Origin of the sequence: Stenotrophomonas lactitubi (genome assembly GCF_002803515.1) — a bacterium.
Classification (GTDB): Bacteria; Pseudomonadota; Gammaproteobacteria; order Xanthomonadales; family Xanthomonadaceae; genus Stenotrophomonas; species Stenotrophomonas lactitubi.
This window is the reverse complement of sequence record NZ_PHQX01000001.1, coordinates 1912113-1926170: the sequence shown is the minus strand read 5'-3', so window position 1 is coordinate 1926170 and position 14058 is coordinate 1912113. Positions and strand designations below refer to the sequence as shown.

The window sequence follows — 14058 nt, the reverse complement described above, 5'->3', positions numbered from 1 at the left end:
TCAGTGCCTCGCCTTGGCCAATACCCAGGCCGGGATCGGCTTGAGGCCCTTCACCAGGCCCAGCGCGGCCATCACCCGCAGGCCATACCAGCTGATGTCGATCTCCCACCAGCGGAAGCCCTGGCGCGCGGTGCCGGGGAAGAAGTGATGGTTGTTGTGCCAGCCCTCGCCGAAGGTCAGCAGGGCCAGCCACAGGTTGTTGCGGCTGTCATCGCGGGTCTCGAAGCGGCGCCGGCCGAAGCGGTGCGCCAACGAATTGATGGTGACCGTGGCATGGAACAGCACGACGGTGGAGATGAAGAAGCCCCAGACCAGCAGCTGTGGGCCGGAGGTATGCAAGGCCGGGGCCACGCGCTCCAGTACCGCACCGAGGCCGTACAAGGCAGCGGCCAGCAACACCGGAACCACGGTGTCGAACCGGTCCAGCCAGCGCAGCTCAGGGTATTTGGCCAGATCGGGAATGCGCTGCAGATCGGTGGCAAAGGCGCCGCGGGTGAGGAACCATCCCATGTGGCTGCGCCAGAATCCGCCCTGGCGAGGGGAGTGCGGGTCCTGCGGTTGATCCGCGTGGCGGTGGTGATGGCGGTGGTGGGCTGCCCACCAGAGGGGGCCACGCTGCACGCTGGCGGCACCGATGACCGCGAACACGAACTGCACGGTGCGCGATGCCTCGAAGGTACGGTGAGAGAAGTAGCGGTGATAGAACGCGGTGATGGCGAACATCCTGATCGCGTACAGGAACACCGCGACCGCGACGGCCGTCCAGGACACGCCTACCCAGATCACCCCGAGGCAGGCCACATGCAGCAGCGCGAAGGGCAGGGCGCGCAGCCAGTCGATGCGGTCACCCTGGCCACCGTCGGCCGCCGCTTCGCTTCCGGCATCGGTATCGAACCAGCGCTGGAAGGTACGCAACAGGCGCGAACGTCTGCGGAGTGGAGGCGCTGCGGATGCCATGGACGGAAGCCCGAGGGAGTCGATTGCCTACCTCTACGTGTAGTAGTGCAGGTTGGATGCAGTGGATCGCATCCGTCTGTGTTTTCACTTGGTTGTCACAACGCAGCTCGATACCAGCGGTCGCTGCAGTTCATCGCGCCAGCGTTGCTCCGGTCGTTCCGTTGCGGGTGCCGAGAAGCGCACGGTCACCTGCGGATAATCGCCACGCGCATCGCGCAGATTGCTGGTGCCGCGGAACTCCAGCAGACGGCGATCGGCATCGGCGTAGACCAGCGAAAGACGCGGCGCCACCGCCCCGAACCAGGTATCAAGGCGGACCTCCACCGCATGGGCGGCAAGCCCTTGCCAGCGCACCAGGCCGCGGTACTGCACCTGCACGGGATAGAAGCGCTGCCGCCCGGGGACCAGAAAGGGCAGGCTGACCGGCGTACCACCCAACAGCGTCTGCCAGTGGGCCCGTACGGCGGCATCGAAGCCGACGTCGATCACGGCATCCGCCGGTAGAGGCAGCTGCTTCGTTCGTGATGGCGAAGACCTGTCTTCCTTCCAGTCGACCTGCACCCCGTCGCGGCCGACCACCACGCGGGCCGCCTGGCCGCTGCGGGCGTCCTGCAGCACATAGCCCCGCGCCTGCAGCCGCGCGGCGGCGGGCATCTGTTTGCGGGCGAAGGGCTGCCCTGCAGGGCAGAGGTACTCCACCCAGCGCTCGCTGCCATCGCCGGCGCCGCGCTGCCAATGCACTTCGCGGTAGGCGGCGGTTCCATCGGGTAGGGTGGCAACGCCCTCCGAACGCAATAGCGGCGCCGCACCGGCGGCGCAGGGGGCAACCATCAACAACCAGGCAACACGCATCGGGGCGATCCATGGGAGGCTTGCCCGGCTGTACGGGCGGTGGCACCGGCTGGATGCACGCTGGCGCCCATCCGGGGTGCATCCAACCGGTGCTGCTGTGCGTAGAGACAAGGACTCCTCTTCACTCAACGGCTGCCCCCGCCGATGTACCGTCCTCCCGCCAGCCCCTCTCTTTCCTTTGACACCGCGCGGATCGTGTCCAGTTCACAGCAGCCCAGCAACGAGCCGACGAACTGGAATGGCGAGATGGACGGCGTCGCCCGGCTGCGCGACCGTGACTGTTTCATGCGCATCTACGACCATTTCATGCCGCGCCTGTGCATCTACCTGCGCGGCCTTGGCGCACCTGCGGCGGTGGCCGAAGAACTGGCCCAGGAGTGCCTGCTGCGCCTGTGGCTGCGCGCGTCCGAATTCGATCCTGCGCAGGGCGCGCTGAGCACCTGGCTGTACCGCATCGGCCGCAACCTGCACATCGACCGCGTGCGCCGTGAGCGCAGCTGGATGCAGGTGCAGGAGGCGGTGGAGGATGCTGCCGCTGGAGATGTCAGCGAACGCAGCAGCGCCGAACAGTTTGCCGATCATGCCCGTCTGCGCCAGCGTATCAACGAGTTGCCGGCCACACAGGCGCGCCTGGTGCGGATGTCCTATTTCGAGGCCAAGAGCCACAGCGAGATCGCACAGGCGCTGGGCATGCCGCTGGGTACGGTCAAGTCGCACCTGCGACGAGCGTTCCTGCAGTTGCAGTCGAAGGTCGGGGGTGCATCATGAATCCGCACCATCACCTGCATGAGTCGACGTTGATGAGCTACGCCGCCGGCGCCCTGCCGACGCCCTTGAGCATCGTCGCCGGCACGCATCTGGAACAGTGCCCGCACTGCCGCCAGCGCCTGCGCGAAGCGGAGGCCATCGGTGCCGCACTGCTGGAGCAGACCCAGCCGCCGGCAGCTGAGGCGCGGCGGGCAGGGCTGCGCGACGCAATGCTTGCGCAGCTCGGTGAGGACCACGCCGGCATCGTATCGAGCCCGCTGCGGTCGATGCCGCCGGAACGGCCCGAGGCCGATCCGGACCATCTGCCGAAGTCGCTGCATCCTTACTTTGGCGATTCGCTGGGTCGGCTGCACTGGCGCTGGATGGCCCCCGGTGTGCATTGCATCCGCGCCGAGCAGATGCCTTCGCTGATCATGTTGAAGATCGCGCCGGGCAAATGCCTGCCGATGCATAGCCACGGCCGCAGCGAACTGACCCAGATCCTGCGAGGCTCCTACAATGATGCGCTGGGGCTGTTCGCGCCCGGCGATGTTGCAGACCTGGACGAGGACGTCGAGCACCAGCCGGTAACGGCGCCTGGTGTACCGTGTATCTGCGTTTCCGCGCTGGACGCGCCGCTGGTGTTCAGCGGTTGGCTGGCCCGAAAAATCCAGCGCTTCGTCAAACTCTAGTCTTCTTCAAGGTCAACGCATGCACGAAACACGCCCGCTGCGGATTCTGCTGACCGGTGCAACCGGACTGGTCGGGCAGGGCGTTGCCCGTGCCTGCCTCGCTTCGCCGCAGGTTGCGCGGACCGCAGCCTTGGTCCGCAGCAAGGCCGGGCTGGACGCTCGAATCGAGCAGATCGTGCTCGCGGATTTCCAGCAGGCCCGCAACGTGAGCCCGCAGTTGGCCGGATTCGATGCCTGTTTCTACTGCGCCGGCGCGCCACCGGTCGGCACCGCTGAGGATGAGTATCGGAAGGTGACGCTCGATGCCACTCTGGCTGTGGCTGCAGCGTGGGCGGAAGCGAATCCGGACGGCCGGTTCCTGTATGTCTCTGGCGCCCACGCCAATCCACACAGCCGGATCATGCCGCTGCGCATCAAGGGCGAGACCGAGGCCGCGCTGGCGCAGCTCGCGGTGCGCACCGTCATGCTGCGTCCAGCCGGGGTACGCCCGGTGGCGGGAACCGGCACCCGTCATGCGGCATTGAAGCCGCTGTACCGCTTCGGCGGCCCCTTGATGGCGGCGGCGGGCCGCGTCCTGCCTTCGCTGGTGACCAGCAACGAGGCCATTGGCCGCGCGATGATCGTGCTGGCGACGATGCCGGACCCGCCAGCAGTGCTGGAATGTGCGCAGATCAATCGACTGGGTTCTGCTTCCGCAGGCTGAGGACCGTGGTGCACATCTGCTGCACATCGCGGCAACTACAGTCGAGGCTCCTCCTTCTGTGACGCATCGACGTGAACCTGCAGCCATCGTCCTCTCCGCTTCGCCCCTCGCGTCCAGTGCCTGACAACGGCCGTTTCGACCTGCTGGATGTCAACGCGCTGCAGGATCCCGGCAGCGGCCGCATCGTCCATCTCTACTCGCTGGTGGCGCGCTGCCTGTCCTGCGAACTGGTGTTCAAGGCGCAGGAAGGCGATGGACTGGTCAGCACCTCTGCCGCACGCGTACTGCGTTGTCCGACCGGCTGCGGCGAGCAGGCTTTCAGGGGCAGCGTGCTGCGCCAGTGGCGGCAGGCGCCACACGCTCTGTAAGCATTGCCCGGCTAAAGCACGCCCGGATTGGTCTGCCACACGGCGAAGTTGAGCGCGCTGGCGAACGCCACCCATGCCAGGTAAGGCAGCAGCAGCCACGCCGCTGCCGGACGCACGCGATGGAAGGCGACCACCGTGGCCACGATCAGCACCAGCAACAGCAGAATGTCCGCAAACGCCAGCGCTCCCTGCTTCCAGCCGAAGAACAACCAGCTCCACAACACGTTGAGGGCCAGCTGCAGCAGGTAGAGCACCAGCGCAGGCGTGGCCGCGCGCCATCCGCCCTGGCGCCAGACCAGCCACGCGGCCAGCGCCATCAGCGCGTACAGCACCGTCCACACCGGACCGAACACGCTGGCAGGCGGCGCCCATGCAGGCAACGTGAGGCCTGCGTAGAAGTCCGCCGCAGAAATAGAGGCGCGAGCACCCAGCGCGGCAGCCAGAAAAGTAACCACGGCCCAGCCCAGAAGACCAACAACCTGCCTGCGGACATTCATGGTGTATCTCCTCCTGCACTGCCACCGGTTGTGACAGCGCGTTGTACGCAGTTGCGTCGCGACTGGATGCAGGCGCCCGGTCAGTCGGCTGTGCCACCGGTGCCAGACTGCGCAGGGGCTGGCAACAACGCAGGCCGACCGTCGAACCACTCCCGCGCGCCGGCCAGATGCCATTGCCGGCGCTGGCCATCCAGTTCGATGCCGGCGCCCAGCAGGCCCCAGCGCAGGTAGAGGTCGCCGCGCTTGCGCTGGTCCAGCAGATCCAGCCGCGCACGCAGCGAAAGACGCTCGTTTTCCGCTTGCAGCCCATCCAGCACCAGATGCCCGGCCCGCCAGCGCAGTCGGGTATGCGCGTCCACCTGGCCGGAATCGAGCAGGGACAATGCCCAGCGCGGGTAATCGCTGCGCTCGGCGAACAGCGCCAGCAACGGGCCGGCGTCGCGCATGGCAAGGTCCGCACGTGCGTCCACCTGGAAGGGGGACTGCGCATCGATGTCGCCGCGGGCGATGGTGACACGGCCCCACCACGGTTGTGGTCGCTGCTGGTCACCGACCTGTACGTTGCGCAGTTCGATCACGCTTCCGCCCAGATCGAACCGGCGCTGGCTGAAATCGCCACGCTTCAGCCTGCCATCCACCCGGGCGTCGCCCTGCAGGTCCAGCCCCGCCACCTGCAGGCGTGCGCGTTGACTGCGCAGGCGGACACTGCCGTTGCCGACCCGGCCTTGGGTATCAAGCTGAGCATCGCCGCTCACCTGGCCGGCGCCCCCCAGCAGCCGTACCTGGCCGCTTCCCAGGTAGCGGTTGTAGGCGGTGAGGTCTGGAATGGTCGCGTCATCGAAGCGCAGCTGCGCACGCACACCCTTGCGCAGCTCGCGCAGGCGCCCGTCACCGGTCAGTGTCAGCGCCAGGTCGCGCCCATCGAACAGCGTGGCACCTTTGGCGTTGCCCGCACGGGCATTGAACGTGGGAAGCTTCACTGCCAGCACGGCGCGCGTCGGCGTCCCGGCCTGCAGTTGCCCATGCGCGCTGGCCGTTCCCTGCATGTGCACGCCGGCGACCTCGGCCACCGCCCGCGCCGCGGGAATATCGACGCTGCTGCCGGCGGCCAGTTCGCCGTTCTGCAGGCGCAGGTCCGCCCGCAGCACGCCACCGCCCTGCAGCTGGAACCAGGGCTTCTGCACGAACAGTGCGGGAATCCAGTTGAGCGAGGTAAAGGTCCATTCGCCCTTGACCGTGCCAGAGGTGCGCCCCAGCATCTCGCTGGGATCGTCAAATGGAATCTGTCGCCCGGCAATTATCAGATCCGCATCCAGTGCAGCACCGGTGCCATCGCGCTGCGGCAACCGCGCCTGCAGACGGATATCGCGAGTGGCGTCCAGCTGTATCGCCAGCGTTCCTCGATCCGGTGCGCCGGCCCCCACCTGCAATGGAACCCGCCAGACGGCATGGCTGCCCGGCTGTAGTGCGCCCTGGTCCAGGGTGATCGAGGCCTGCAGCTGCCCCGGCACGGCGGCGCTGGCAACGGAGGGCCGTTGCGTGTCCGTATCCAGCCGCAACCCCTGGCTGCGAGCCTGTACCTCCAACACTGCATGCAGCAGGCCCAGCTTTGCCAGCCCGGGTGCCTGGTCGCGGTAATGCCGTGGGTAGGAGAACTGCGTCTTCAGCTGCATGTCGCCGAGCAGCTGGGTGCCGTCAAGGCTGACATCGGCATCAGCGAACGCCACCTCCGAGTCCAGCAGCTCCGATGGCCCGCCACGCAGCTGCTTGACGAAGCCGACCGTGCCGCTGCCTTCGCCGACGATCAACAATTTGCCGGCGCGGAAGCTGCGGATGCTCTCACTGTGAATGGCATCGAATCGCAACGTCCAGCCGCGATCGCCGCGCGGAGGTGAGGGGATCGCCTCATCCACCCGCGCGATCTCGGCGGCTACACCGGTTGCGTGCAGCGACGGCACGCGCACCTCGCGCTCGAACAGTGGCAACAACGCCAGACGTGCACTGGCCCGGTCTGCGCGCAGCACATACACCGTGTGATTGACGTGGCCGCGCATCTGCACGTTCCAGGCGATCACATGGCCCGGCAGCAGCGTGATCGCGGGCCCGGTTGTCATCACGAACTTGTGCGGCTTGCGATTGGTGACCTGATCGAACAGCGGCGTGTTGAGAAAGACATTGCCCGCGAGCAGGTACAGCAGATACAGGCCCAGCAGATAAGGCAGGATCTTGCGGGCATGGTGGAGCCATCGCTGCGGGCGGGCGAGGGAGCGGGGCATGGACCCTCGGCAGGGAATGGGATGGCCATCACTATCGTGGATGCTGCTGCGGCGCGATGTGAACGTGCCGCGCGCCCTGCGCCCTATAATCAGCGCGTCTCTGTTCAAGGAGGTCACGGCATGAATGCCCAGACCAGCAAGGAAGGCGCAACCCCGGATGCGCCGCGCGATGCCGCCACGGCGTCGTTCGATCCGACTTACACCTCGGCCAACAGCGAGGTCCGCGCTGCCGCCGGCGGTTACTCGGTCACGTTGAACGAGGGTGACGGTGCGTTGAAAGTGGGTGCCGAGCAGAAGCGTGCAGCGTCCAGTCTTGCATCGCAGTTCCAGGGCACGTCGCTGAACATGGCCGGCAGCCCGACGCCCGATGGCGGCAGGGATTACCTGCTGACGATGGAGTCGGTGGTCGGTGCAAGCGTGAAGGGTGCCGGTTTCCAGGACACCAGCAGCACGGGTGTACGCGGGCGCTACAGGGTCACCCTGCCCAGTGACGCCCTGGACGTCGATCCCACACGCATCAACCCGTTTGATCCGCAGACCATTCCCAAGGGCGGCAGCATCACCCTGGATGGTCAACAGTTCACCGGCACCGCGCTGGAAAGCAGTTTCCGCAACATCGCCATGCAGAGCCAGACGACCGAGGCGAGCGGTGCCAGCTACCGCGTGGATCGCCTGGATGATGGCCGGGTGCGCGTTACCACCGGGCCGAACGAGGCGGTCGAGGCCTTCAATGGCATCGGCTTCAACGCAGGCAGGTTCAGCGCGATTGCTGGTCGCCAGGACGCGCTCGGTCACTCCGCCGTCCGCACCGCCACCTTCAACCTCGATCACGCCGAGGGCCGCCAGGCCTATGAACAGTTCATCGACAACGGCACGATGAACAGCCAGACCGCGGGCGTGCAGGATCTGGCCACGGTCGAGCGCCTGGGGATGAGTTCGCAGACGCGGCTGAAGGTCGGCTACGGCGACACGTTTGGTGTCGACCTGGCCGGTGCACGCAACAGCGGTGATGTGGTGCAGGTCAGTCGCGAAGACGGCAGCCGCACCGAGCTGCGCAGCGTGCAGTACAACGGCAACCTGCCTGCATCCCGGATCAGCACTTACGGCGCCGATGGCCAGGAGGATACGGCGCAGCGCCGCTACGAATTCACCTTCGACCTGCGCGGGAATGCGCAGGGCGAACAGATTGCCGGCATGGTCAACGCGGCGCTGTCCGGCGACCCTGCCGGTGATCGCGGGCCGATGAAGGCCGGTGAGCTGAACACACTGAGTTTCAGCGAGGCCCAGATGCGCACGCTGATGGAGCGCACCCAGTCGATGGTCAAGGACAACCCGATGCTGGGGCCATCGTGGCAGGTGCTTGCAGAGGACGGCAGCGGCAAGCCGCAGCAGGACGTGGACGCCTTCGCCCTGGGGCTGGCGCGCAACCAGGGGCAATCCACCTACGGCATGGCCGAGCGCATGTTCCACATCGCCGCGGCTGGCGGCAAGGATCTTCAGAAGATCGACGCTGGCGTTCAGGGCGAGCACCTGCAGTCACTTGCGCCGCCGTCACCGCTGCTGCCCCGGCAGGACCCCCGGCACACTTCCAGCCCGGACCATGGCATGTGGCTGCAGAGCCAAGGCGCGGTCAGCAGCCTCGACCAGGCGATGGGGCGACAGCCGGATGAAATGAGCGAACGCCTTGGCATGGCACTGCTGGTAGCGGCCAAGGACAAGGGCATGCAGCGGATCGACGAGGCCGTGCTCAGTGACGACGGCAGGTATGCATTTGCGGTGCAGGGCCAGCCGCACGCCGCGGATCGACAGATCGCCCGCACCGAGACCGCGCAGGCGGTGGCGACGCCGGTCAGCGAGCATGTGCGTGAACTGCAGGAGCAGACGCAGTCGGCAGCGGCCCAGCAGCCAAGCCCGCAGCAGGAGCGGGAACAGGAGCAGTCTGCGCGTGAGCAGTCGGCCCGAGTCATGGCGCACTGAGTTGAGCGTTGGCGCAGGGGTGAACATCCCTGCGCCAATCCGCAGCGGAATCTGCCTCGGGTACACGCCGCTGCGCGGACGTCGACCAGGGGATTGACCCCGCAGGCGGTACGGCTCAGGCTAGGCCGCACCTATGGCCGCCCACTCCCCTCAGAGTCCGGAATTGCTGCGCCGCCTGCTGCGCGCAAAAGATCACATGGATCGGGCCAGCCATGAGGACTGGCCGGTGGCACGGCTGGCACAGGTCAGTGCGGTCTCCACGGCCCATTTCGCGCGTTCCTTCAAGGAGGCGTTCGGAGTGCCGCCGCACCGCTATCTGCTCAGTCGACGCATCGAGCGCGCCGTCGCTCTGTTGCGCGATACCGACCTGCCGATCACCGAGATCGCGCTGCAGACCGGCTGGGCCAGCCTGGGCACCTTCGGCCGGATCTTCCGCGACATCACCGGCGACAGCCCCGGCGCCATCCGCGACCGCCAGCGTGCAATCTCCCCGGCGCAGGGCCCCGTTCCCGAGTGCCACGCCCGTGCCGCGCAGCGTCCGGACCTGAAGATCGCAGTTTTGGAGAAGCGCCGTCGCAGCGGCCTTGTTAGCGTAGATCCCACCTGAGGGAGGATCCTATGACTGGCATGGTGAATGTGGTCGGCCTGTATGTGCATGACCAGGATGCAGCGCTCGATTTCTACGTCAACAAACTCGGCTTCCAGGTGCACACCGACGTGGGCAGCGGCGACTATCGCTGGCTGACGGTGCATTCGGGCGACGAGGGCGGTTTCCAGCTCGGGCTGTTCAAGCCGGGGCCGCCGGTGCACGACGCAGCCACTGCGCTGACCCTGCAGCAGATGGTGGCCAAGGGCGCGATGCCGCCGCTGGTGTTGGCGGTGGATGATTGCCGGGCCAGCTACAAACAACTGCAGGCCCGTGGCGTGGAATTCACCCAGGAGCCGGTGGAGCGCTACGGTGCGGTGGATGCCGGATTCCGTGATCCGTCCGGCAATGGCTGGAAGATGATCGAGCGCCCCGCGAGGAAGCCACAATGAGGGCCGGTGGCTGGGCGCGTCCCGTGCACCGCTGGACCTCGATCGTTTTCACCCTGGCGGTGATCGCCAACTTCGTGGCGCGCGGGATCGGGCAGGGCGAGCCCCCGGCGTGGATCACGTACTCGCCGCTGCCGCCGTTGTTCCTGCAGTTGTTCACCGGGCTGTATCTGTTTGCGCTGCACTACCGGCGCGGAGCTCTCGGTTCGCGCGCCGAGGCGGCACCTTGAGGCTGCCCAGCAGAGGGTCACCCAGGCTGAGCCGGCGGGCGTGATGGGCCCGGCGGAGCGCACTCCGTCGGGCCGTTGGGTGCTCAGCTCAGATCGCAACCGCTGGGCAGCGGCCAGCTGGCGCTGGGCAGCATGTTCTTCAGCGACGCCGGTGCGTTGATCGCCACGTAGCTGGCGCCCAGCAACTCTTCCAGATCCGCGATGGTGACCAGATAGCTGTCCAGGCTGCCCAGTCCCGTTTCATTGGGAATGATCCAGCTGATGGCCTTGGCGGTGCCGGTGTTCGGATCCTTGGTGATGATCGTCTTCCAGAAGAATTCCGGGGTCGGAATGCCATGGCTGGACAGGAAATAGTCATTGGACGCATCGCCATAGACCACGCCGCCATAGACGTCGACCGGGGCAATGTCCCGATAGCACTCGGCCACGTTCTCGGCCTTCACCCAGATGCCCTGGTTGAAGCTGGAAACCTGCGGCACGATGTTGGTCATGTAGTTGGCGCGGCGGATGTAGGTGGTGTCGTAGTCCATGTGGTTGGACGTCACCAGGTGGCCGCGGTCATAGCCGGACTGCACGCTGGCATAGGAGGCGGTGCTGGTCTGGCCGAGGCAGCCGGCCGGCAGGTCCGGGTCCTTGTAGAAGCTGGACGGGCGGGCGGCCGAGCCGGTGTCGGCCACCAGTGTGTATTCGTATCGGGTCGCGCTGTGGATGCTGCAGTCATAGGTCAATACGTACCCGCCCTTGTTGAGGGTCACGACCTGAGCATGTGCAGCCCCGGCAAAGGTACTGAAAACAAGGGCAAAGAAGAACGTGGCAAGGCGCATTGCGGATCTCCATGGGTATGGGCAAGGCGCAGCCGTCCACCACGGCAGGCCAGGCCTTTCCGTGTGAAGGACGATGCGGTGACAGGTATTGGGGACGCGACCCGGCCGTGGCCGGTACTGCCTGGGATCTCGACCGCGGAAGGGCACTAGGAATAGTGCTGCGGTGTCGTTAGCGTCATTTGTTGACGCCAGCAGGTCAACGACCAAAGTGCGAAGGTGTGACTGCGCGCAAGCACTGGGCTCCTGTCAGATCAGGGCACCCATGCATGAAAAGAAGAGCTGCTAGTGGCGTGGCCGTTGCCTGGGCGAGACCTGCCTGCAGAGCGCTCGCCGATGATTAACGTGACGCATCACGAGTGAGCGGCTCGATGCCCCGTAGCGGCCGCGCAGCGCTGGCGCTATGCTCGCCCGAAAAAGGGCATACGCAGATGAAATGGACTTCCATCGCGGCCGCAGCACTCTGCGCGCTACCCATGAGCGGTTGCACCTCCTACTTGGCCAGACCCGATATCCCGCTCGCCACAGACGAGGGCATGGTGGTGATGTCGATGAACTGCCAAAGCAACATCAACTACGTCACCCTCTTTCCCAGCGGCGCGGATTCCGGCGGCGCATTTGCCGAGAGGCGCAGTGACTTCGATGTGGGCTGCAAGGCGGGACTGGTGTCCTTGCGGATGAAGGCAGGGCGGCACTACATCGGCCACCTTATCGAACATGGCTACGGCTTCATGGGTCTGGTGAAGGAAGGTGAGGCGCTCGTTTTCGATGTTCAGCCCGGCGTGATCACCTACGTCGGCGAGATCATCGTGTTCGGGCTGTACAGCCACACCGGCAACAGCGATCGCTGGGTGTCGGTACGCAACCGCGAAGCCGAATCCCGACGCCTTCTCGAAGAGAAGCAGGGATGGCTGCTCGCGCGGTATCCCTTCCGACGCCAGCTGGCCGTTCCCGCGCAGGGCGCACCGTCCAGCGACGCGCTCGAAGAAGAGTTGAGAGCCTGCGGCGAAAAGTGCAACGCGTACCTCGCACCACCATTGCAGATGCGGTAGTCCCCGCGTGACACCCAGCATTTCAACGGAACCTGGAAAATGAAGCGAATCATTGCGGCGGCAGTGCTGCTGATGCTGTCTACAACGGCCTGCGCGGGTATCGAGAACATGAAGGAATCGAAGAAGCTCAAGCCGGACGAAGGGATTCTGGCCACTTCGGTCACCTGCGCAGATCAGATCAACTTCGTGCAGCTCTACCTGTCTGGAAATACGTCGACCGGCTTCTGGGGGCCGTACAGGTTCGATGCCGTAGCCACCTGCGCAAAGGGCCTGAAGACCCGCCCCATCAAGGCTGGCCGCTACTACATCGGCTGGGTTGGCATCGGGCAGCAGGGCATCGCCATTGCCGAGCCCCAGGCAGTCAGCTTCACGATCGAGGCGGGCAAGCTCAACTACATCGGTGATATCTACGTTGGCGACGTTTCACCCTTCCGCGTGGACACCGAGACACTGTTGCGGATAACGGGCAATCTGGTCAGCGTCATTGATCGGGAGGCACAGGCGAGAGCCGCCCTGGCTGCCGATCACGCCTGGTTGCTCGCACGCCATGAATTTGTCAGCGCTCCCGCAGTGCCCCCGCCGGCAGAAGAAAAGGGCGGGCAGCATCTGGTCACGCCTTGATGTCAATGGCTCACGCGGGAAAGCTGGCAGAGGCCGATCTGCACGCAACGGCCATCCATTCTTGACGCCGCCTTGGCGCCGGGCGTGGATACTGCCGCCGTCGCATGCTGAGGAGGACTCAAAATGGGTAGCGCCGAGACCATCAGGACGCCACGCATCCTGCGCGTGGAGGTGATGCCGCTGGACTGCGGGGAAACTGCGGTGGTGGTGGAGTTGGCATCGGCTCCGGGCAGAGCCTGGGAAAAGACGTTGAAGCGTGTCCTTGCTGAAGCAGAGGGGCTTGAATCGGCCCAGTCGCGCTGCGATGGCCGCTTCGTCTACATCATCGGTATCGAACCCGGTGGTCGTGGCACGCTTCATCGCGTGAACCAGGTTCTCGCCGCCACCCACGAGCGCGTTGCGCCGTCGAGCAGACATTGCATGCCCTTGCGGCAGCAGCCCGCAGGCATCGTGGCCAGTACCACCAGCACCTGAGCAGCCCGCAACGCCTGACAACGCTGGCGTGATGGATGTCAGGGGATGGAGTGGACGTAGTGGATTACGAAAGGTGCCGGGGTAGCGACCTTACCGTTCACCTGGAGCAGTTGCAGATCGCAGAGCTGCAGGCGGAGGCATGCAGTCGACGAAGCGCGCGTTGCTGACGGCTTGGTGGGCGCCGCATTTTCCGCAGGTCAGCAGCGTACCCCCGCTTACACGCTGGACGCCGGCTTCAGTGCGGGACACGTGGTGGCATTGGTTGCAGCGAAAGGTGATCGAGCTGACCTGATCGGGGCCGCCCATTGCGTCGGCCGCGTAATCCACTGAAAAGACGTAGAAGAGTCCGGTATCGGGCATGGAGCAGACCTCTCTGGTAGCGGTGCAAACATGCCACTGCTCAAGCGCTGTCGGCGTGAATCCACGTCAGGTCGAGTTTCACATCTCGTTGAAAACGCCTGATCCAGGCCGCCGCGACGGTGTTCTGTCGCGGCGGCTTTTCCTTTGAACGCCCCATGGCGCCAGCATGGGATCGAGCACCCTTACGGCAAGCTGAGGGTCGTCCTTTTGGAGCTCAACGCTTTGCAGGAGGCTGTGGCGGGGCATCCTTTCCGTCGTTGGCGTCCGTTCCCGATGCCTGGTCCTCGGAGGCTGCGGTCCCGCTGCCGCCGCCAGGCACGTTGCGCGCCGGCTCGCTGCCCGTTGGTGCGGTTTGCCGAACCGCATCGGCATGCTGTGCCTGATCGGTCCGTTCGG

16 protein-coding genes are annotated in these 14058 nt (G+C 65.8%); 11 read left to right on the top strand and 5 right to left on the bottom strand.

Features of this window, described 5'->3' with window-relative positions; all coding sequences use genetic code 11:
• Together CR156_RS09080 and CR156_RS09075 are read right to left on the bottom strand one after the other, a co-directional pair.
• Positions 1–957, bottom strand: coding sequence for an acyl-CoA desaturase (locus CR156_RS09080; protein ID WP_100552588.1), 957 nt, complete (start codon positions 955–957; stop codon positions 1–3).
• 84 nt (positions 958–1041) lie between these two features.
• Complete coding sequence (locus CR156_RS09075; protein ID WP_100552587.1) at positions 1042–1809, bottom strand: hypothetical protein; 768 nt, start codon at positions 1807–1809, stop codon at positions 1042–1044.
• A gap of 144 nt (positions 1810–1953) precedes the next feature.
• On the opposite strand from CR156_RS09075, the gene CR156_RS09070 reads away from it, so the two are divergent.
• The 4 genes from CR156_RS09070 (at position 1954) to CR156_RS09055 (ending at position 4319) form a co-directional block, all read left to right on the top strand.
• Positions 1954–2577 (top strand): sigma-70 family RNA polymerase sigma factor, encoded by a 624-nt coding sequence (locus CR156_RS09070; RefSeq protein ID WP_100552586.1) that lies wholly within the window; start codon positions 1954–1956, stop codon positions 2575–2577.
• The gene (locus CR156_RS09065; RefSeq protein WP_100552585.1) at positions 2574–3248 is read left to right on the top strand and encodes a ChrR family anti-sigma-E factor; all 675 of its coding nucleotides are present in this window, start codon (positions 2574–2576) and stop codon (positions 3246–3248) included. Before CR156_RS09070 ends, CR156_RS09065 begins: the two co-directional genes overlap by 4 nt.
• A gap of 19 nt (positions 3249–3267) precedes the next feature.
• Positions 3268–3951 carry an NAD(P)H-binding protein gene (locus CR156_RS09060; RefSeq protein WP_100552584.1) on the top strand — a complete coding sequence of 228 codons (684 nt, stop codon included), beginning with the start codon at positions 3268–3270 and terminating at the stop codon, positions 3949–3951.
• A 71-nt stretch (positions 3952–4022) separates the two neighbouring features.
• Complete coding sequence (locus CR156_RS09055; protein ID WP_100552583.1) at positions 4023–4319, top strand: hypothetical protein; 297 nt, start codon at positions 4023–4025, stop codon at positions 4317–4319.
• Positions 4320–4330: 11 nt separating this feature from the next.
• Here CR156_RS09055 and CR156_RS09050 read toward each other — a convergent pair whose 3' ends face one another.
• Complete coding sequence (locus tag CR156_RS09050; RefSeq protein WP_100552582.1) at positions 4331–4816, bottom strand: TspO/MBR family protein; 486 nt, start codon at positions 4814–4816, stop codon at positions 4331–4333.
• Positions 4817–4896: 80 nt separating this feature from the next.
• Positions 4897–7092, bottom strand: coding sequence for a hypothetical protein (locus CR156_RS09045; RefSeq protein WP_223880154.1), 2196 nt, complete (start codon positions 7090–7092; stop codon positions 4897–4899).
• A gap of 120 nt (positions 7093–7212) precedes the next feature.
• On the opposite strand from CR156_RS09045, the gene CR156_RS09040 reads away from it, so the two are divergent.
• The 4 genes from CR156_RS09040 (at position 7213) to CR156_RS09025 (ending at position 10334) form a co-directional block, all read left to right on the top strand.
• The gene (locus CR156_RS09040; protein WP_100552581.1) at positions 7213–9069 is read left to right on the top strand and encodes an XVIPCD domain-containing protein; all 1857 of its coding nucleotides are present in this window, start codon (positions 7213–7215) and stop codon (positions 9067–9069) included.
• A 133-nt stretch (positions 9070–9202) separates the two neighbouring features.
• Entirely contained in the window at positions 9203–9676 is a 474-nt protein-coding gene (locus CR156_RS09035; protein ID WP_100552580.1) for a helix-turn-helix domain-containing protein, read from the top strand.
• Positions 9677–9687: 11 nt separating this feature from the next.
• Positions 9688–10107 (top strand): VOC family protein, encoded by a 420-nt coding sequence (locus CR156_RS09030; protein WP_100552579.1) that lies wholly within the window; start codon positions 9688–9690, stop codon positions 10105–10107.
• On the top strand, positions 10104–10334 hold the full coding sequence (locus CR156_RS09025; protein ID WP_100552578.1) for a hypothetical protein: 231 nt from the start codon (positions 10104–10106) through the stop codon (positions 10332–10334). Before CR156_RS09030 ends, CR156_RS09025 begins: the two co-directional genes overlap by 4 nt.
• A gap of 83 nt (positions 10335–10417) precedes the next feature.
• Here CR156_RS09025 and CR156_RS09020 read toward each other — a convergent pair whose 3' ends face one another.
• Positions 10418–11158: a DNA/RNA non-specific endonuclease gene (locus CR156_RS09020; protein ID WP_100552577.1), complete on the bottom strand. Its 741-nt coding sequence runs from the start codon at positions 11156–11158 to the stop codon at positions 10418–10420.
• Positions 11159–11586: 428 nt separating this feature from the next.
• Here CR156_RS09020 and CR156_RS09015 point away from each other — a divergent pair, with 428 nt between their 5' ends.
• The 3 genes from CR156_RS09015 to CR156_RS09005 all read left to right on the top strand — a co-directional run bounded on the left by CR156_RS09015 (position 11587) and on the right by CR156_RS09005 (position 13302).
• The gene (locus CR156_RS09015; RefSeq protein WP_133120072.1) at positions 11587–12207 is read left to right on the top strand and encodes a hypothetical protein; all 621 of its coding nucleotides are present in this window, start codon (positions 11587–11589) and stop codon (positions 12205–12207) included.
• Between the two features lie 39 nt (positions 12208–12246).
• Positions 12247–12828 carry a hypothetical protein gene (locus tag CR156_RS09010; RefSeq protein ID WP_100552575.1) on the top strand — a complete coding sequence of 194 codons (582 nt, stop codon included), beginning with the start codon at positions 12247–12249 and terminating at the stop codon, positions 12826–12828.
• Positions 12829–12951: 123 nt separating this feature from the next.
• Positions 12952–13302 (top strand): hypothetical protein, encoded by a 351-nt coding sequence (locus CR156_RS09005; RefSeq protein WP_100552574.1) that lies wholly within the window; start codon positions 12952–12954, stop codon positions 13300–13302.
• The last annotated feature ends 756 nt before the right edge of the window (positions 13303–14058 follow it).

Coding starts and splice junctions, on each gene's coding strand:
- CR156_RS09060 (WP_100552584.1), top strand. CDS start 3,268: ATGCACGAAACACGCCCGCTGCGGATTCTGCTGACCGGTGCAACCGGA.
- CR156_RS09045 (WP_223880154.1), bottom strand. CDS start 7,092: ATGCCCCGCTCCCTCGCCCGCCCGCAGCGATGGCTCCACCATGCCCGC.
- CR156_RS09010 (WP_100552575.1), top strand. CDS start 12,247: ATGAAGCGAATCATTGCGGCGGCAGTGCTGCTGATGCTGTCTACAACG.
- CR156_RS09035 (WP_100552580.1), top strand. CDS start 9,203: ATGGCCGCCCACTCCCCTCAGAGTCCGGAATTGCTGCGCCGCCTGCTG.
- CR156_RS09020 (WP_100552577.1), bottom strand. CDS start 11,158: ATGCGCCTTGCCACGTTCTTCTTTGCCCTTGTTTTCAGTACCTTTGCC.
- CR156_RS09080 (WP_100552588.1), bottom strand. CDS start 957: ATGGCATCCGCAGCGCCTCCACTCCGCAGACGTTCGCGCCTGTTGCGT.
- CR156_RS09005 (WP_100552574.1), top strand. CDS start 12,952: ATGGGTAGCGCCGAGACCATCAGGACGCCACGCATCCTGCGCGTGGAG.
- CR156_RS09075 (WP_100552587.1), bottom strand. CDS start 1,809: ATGCGTGTTGCCTGGTTGTTGATGGTTGCCCCCTGCGCCGCCGGTGCG.
- CR156_RS09015 (WP_133120072.1), top strand. CDS start 11,587: ATGAAATGGACTTCCATCGCGGCCGCAGCACTCTGCGCGCTACCCATG.
- CR156_RS09065 (WP_100552585.1), top strand. CDS start 2,574: ATGAATCCGCACCATCACCTGCATGAGTCGACGTTGATGAGCTACGCC.
- CR156_RS09070 (WP_100552586.1), top strand. CDS start 1,954: ATGTACCGTCCTCCCGCCAGCCCCTCTCTTTCCTTTGACACCGCGCGG.
- CR156_RS09050 (WP_100552582.1), bottom strand. CDS start 4,816: ATGAATGTCCGCAGGCAGGTTGTTGGTCTTCTGGGCTGGGCCGTGGTT.
- CR156_RS09025 (WP_100552578.1), top strand. CDS start 10,104: ATGAGGGCCGGTGGCTGGGCGCGTCCCGTGCACCGCTGGACCTCGATC.
- CR156_RS09030 (WP_100552579.1), top strand. CDS start 9,688: ATGACTGGCATGGTGAATGTGGTCGGCCTGTATGTGCATGACCAGGAT.
- CR156_RS09040 (WP_100552581.1), top strand. CDS start 7,213: ATGAATGCCCAGACCAGCAAGGAAGGCGCAACCCCGGATGCGCCGCGC.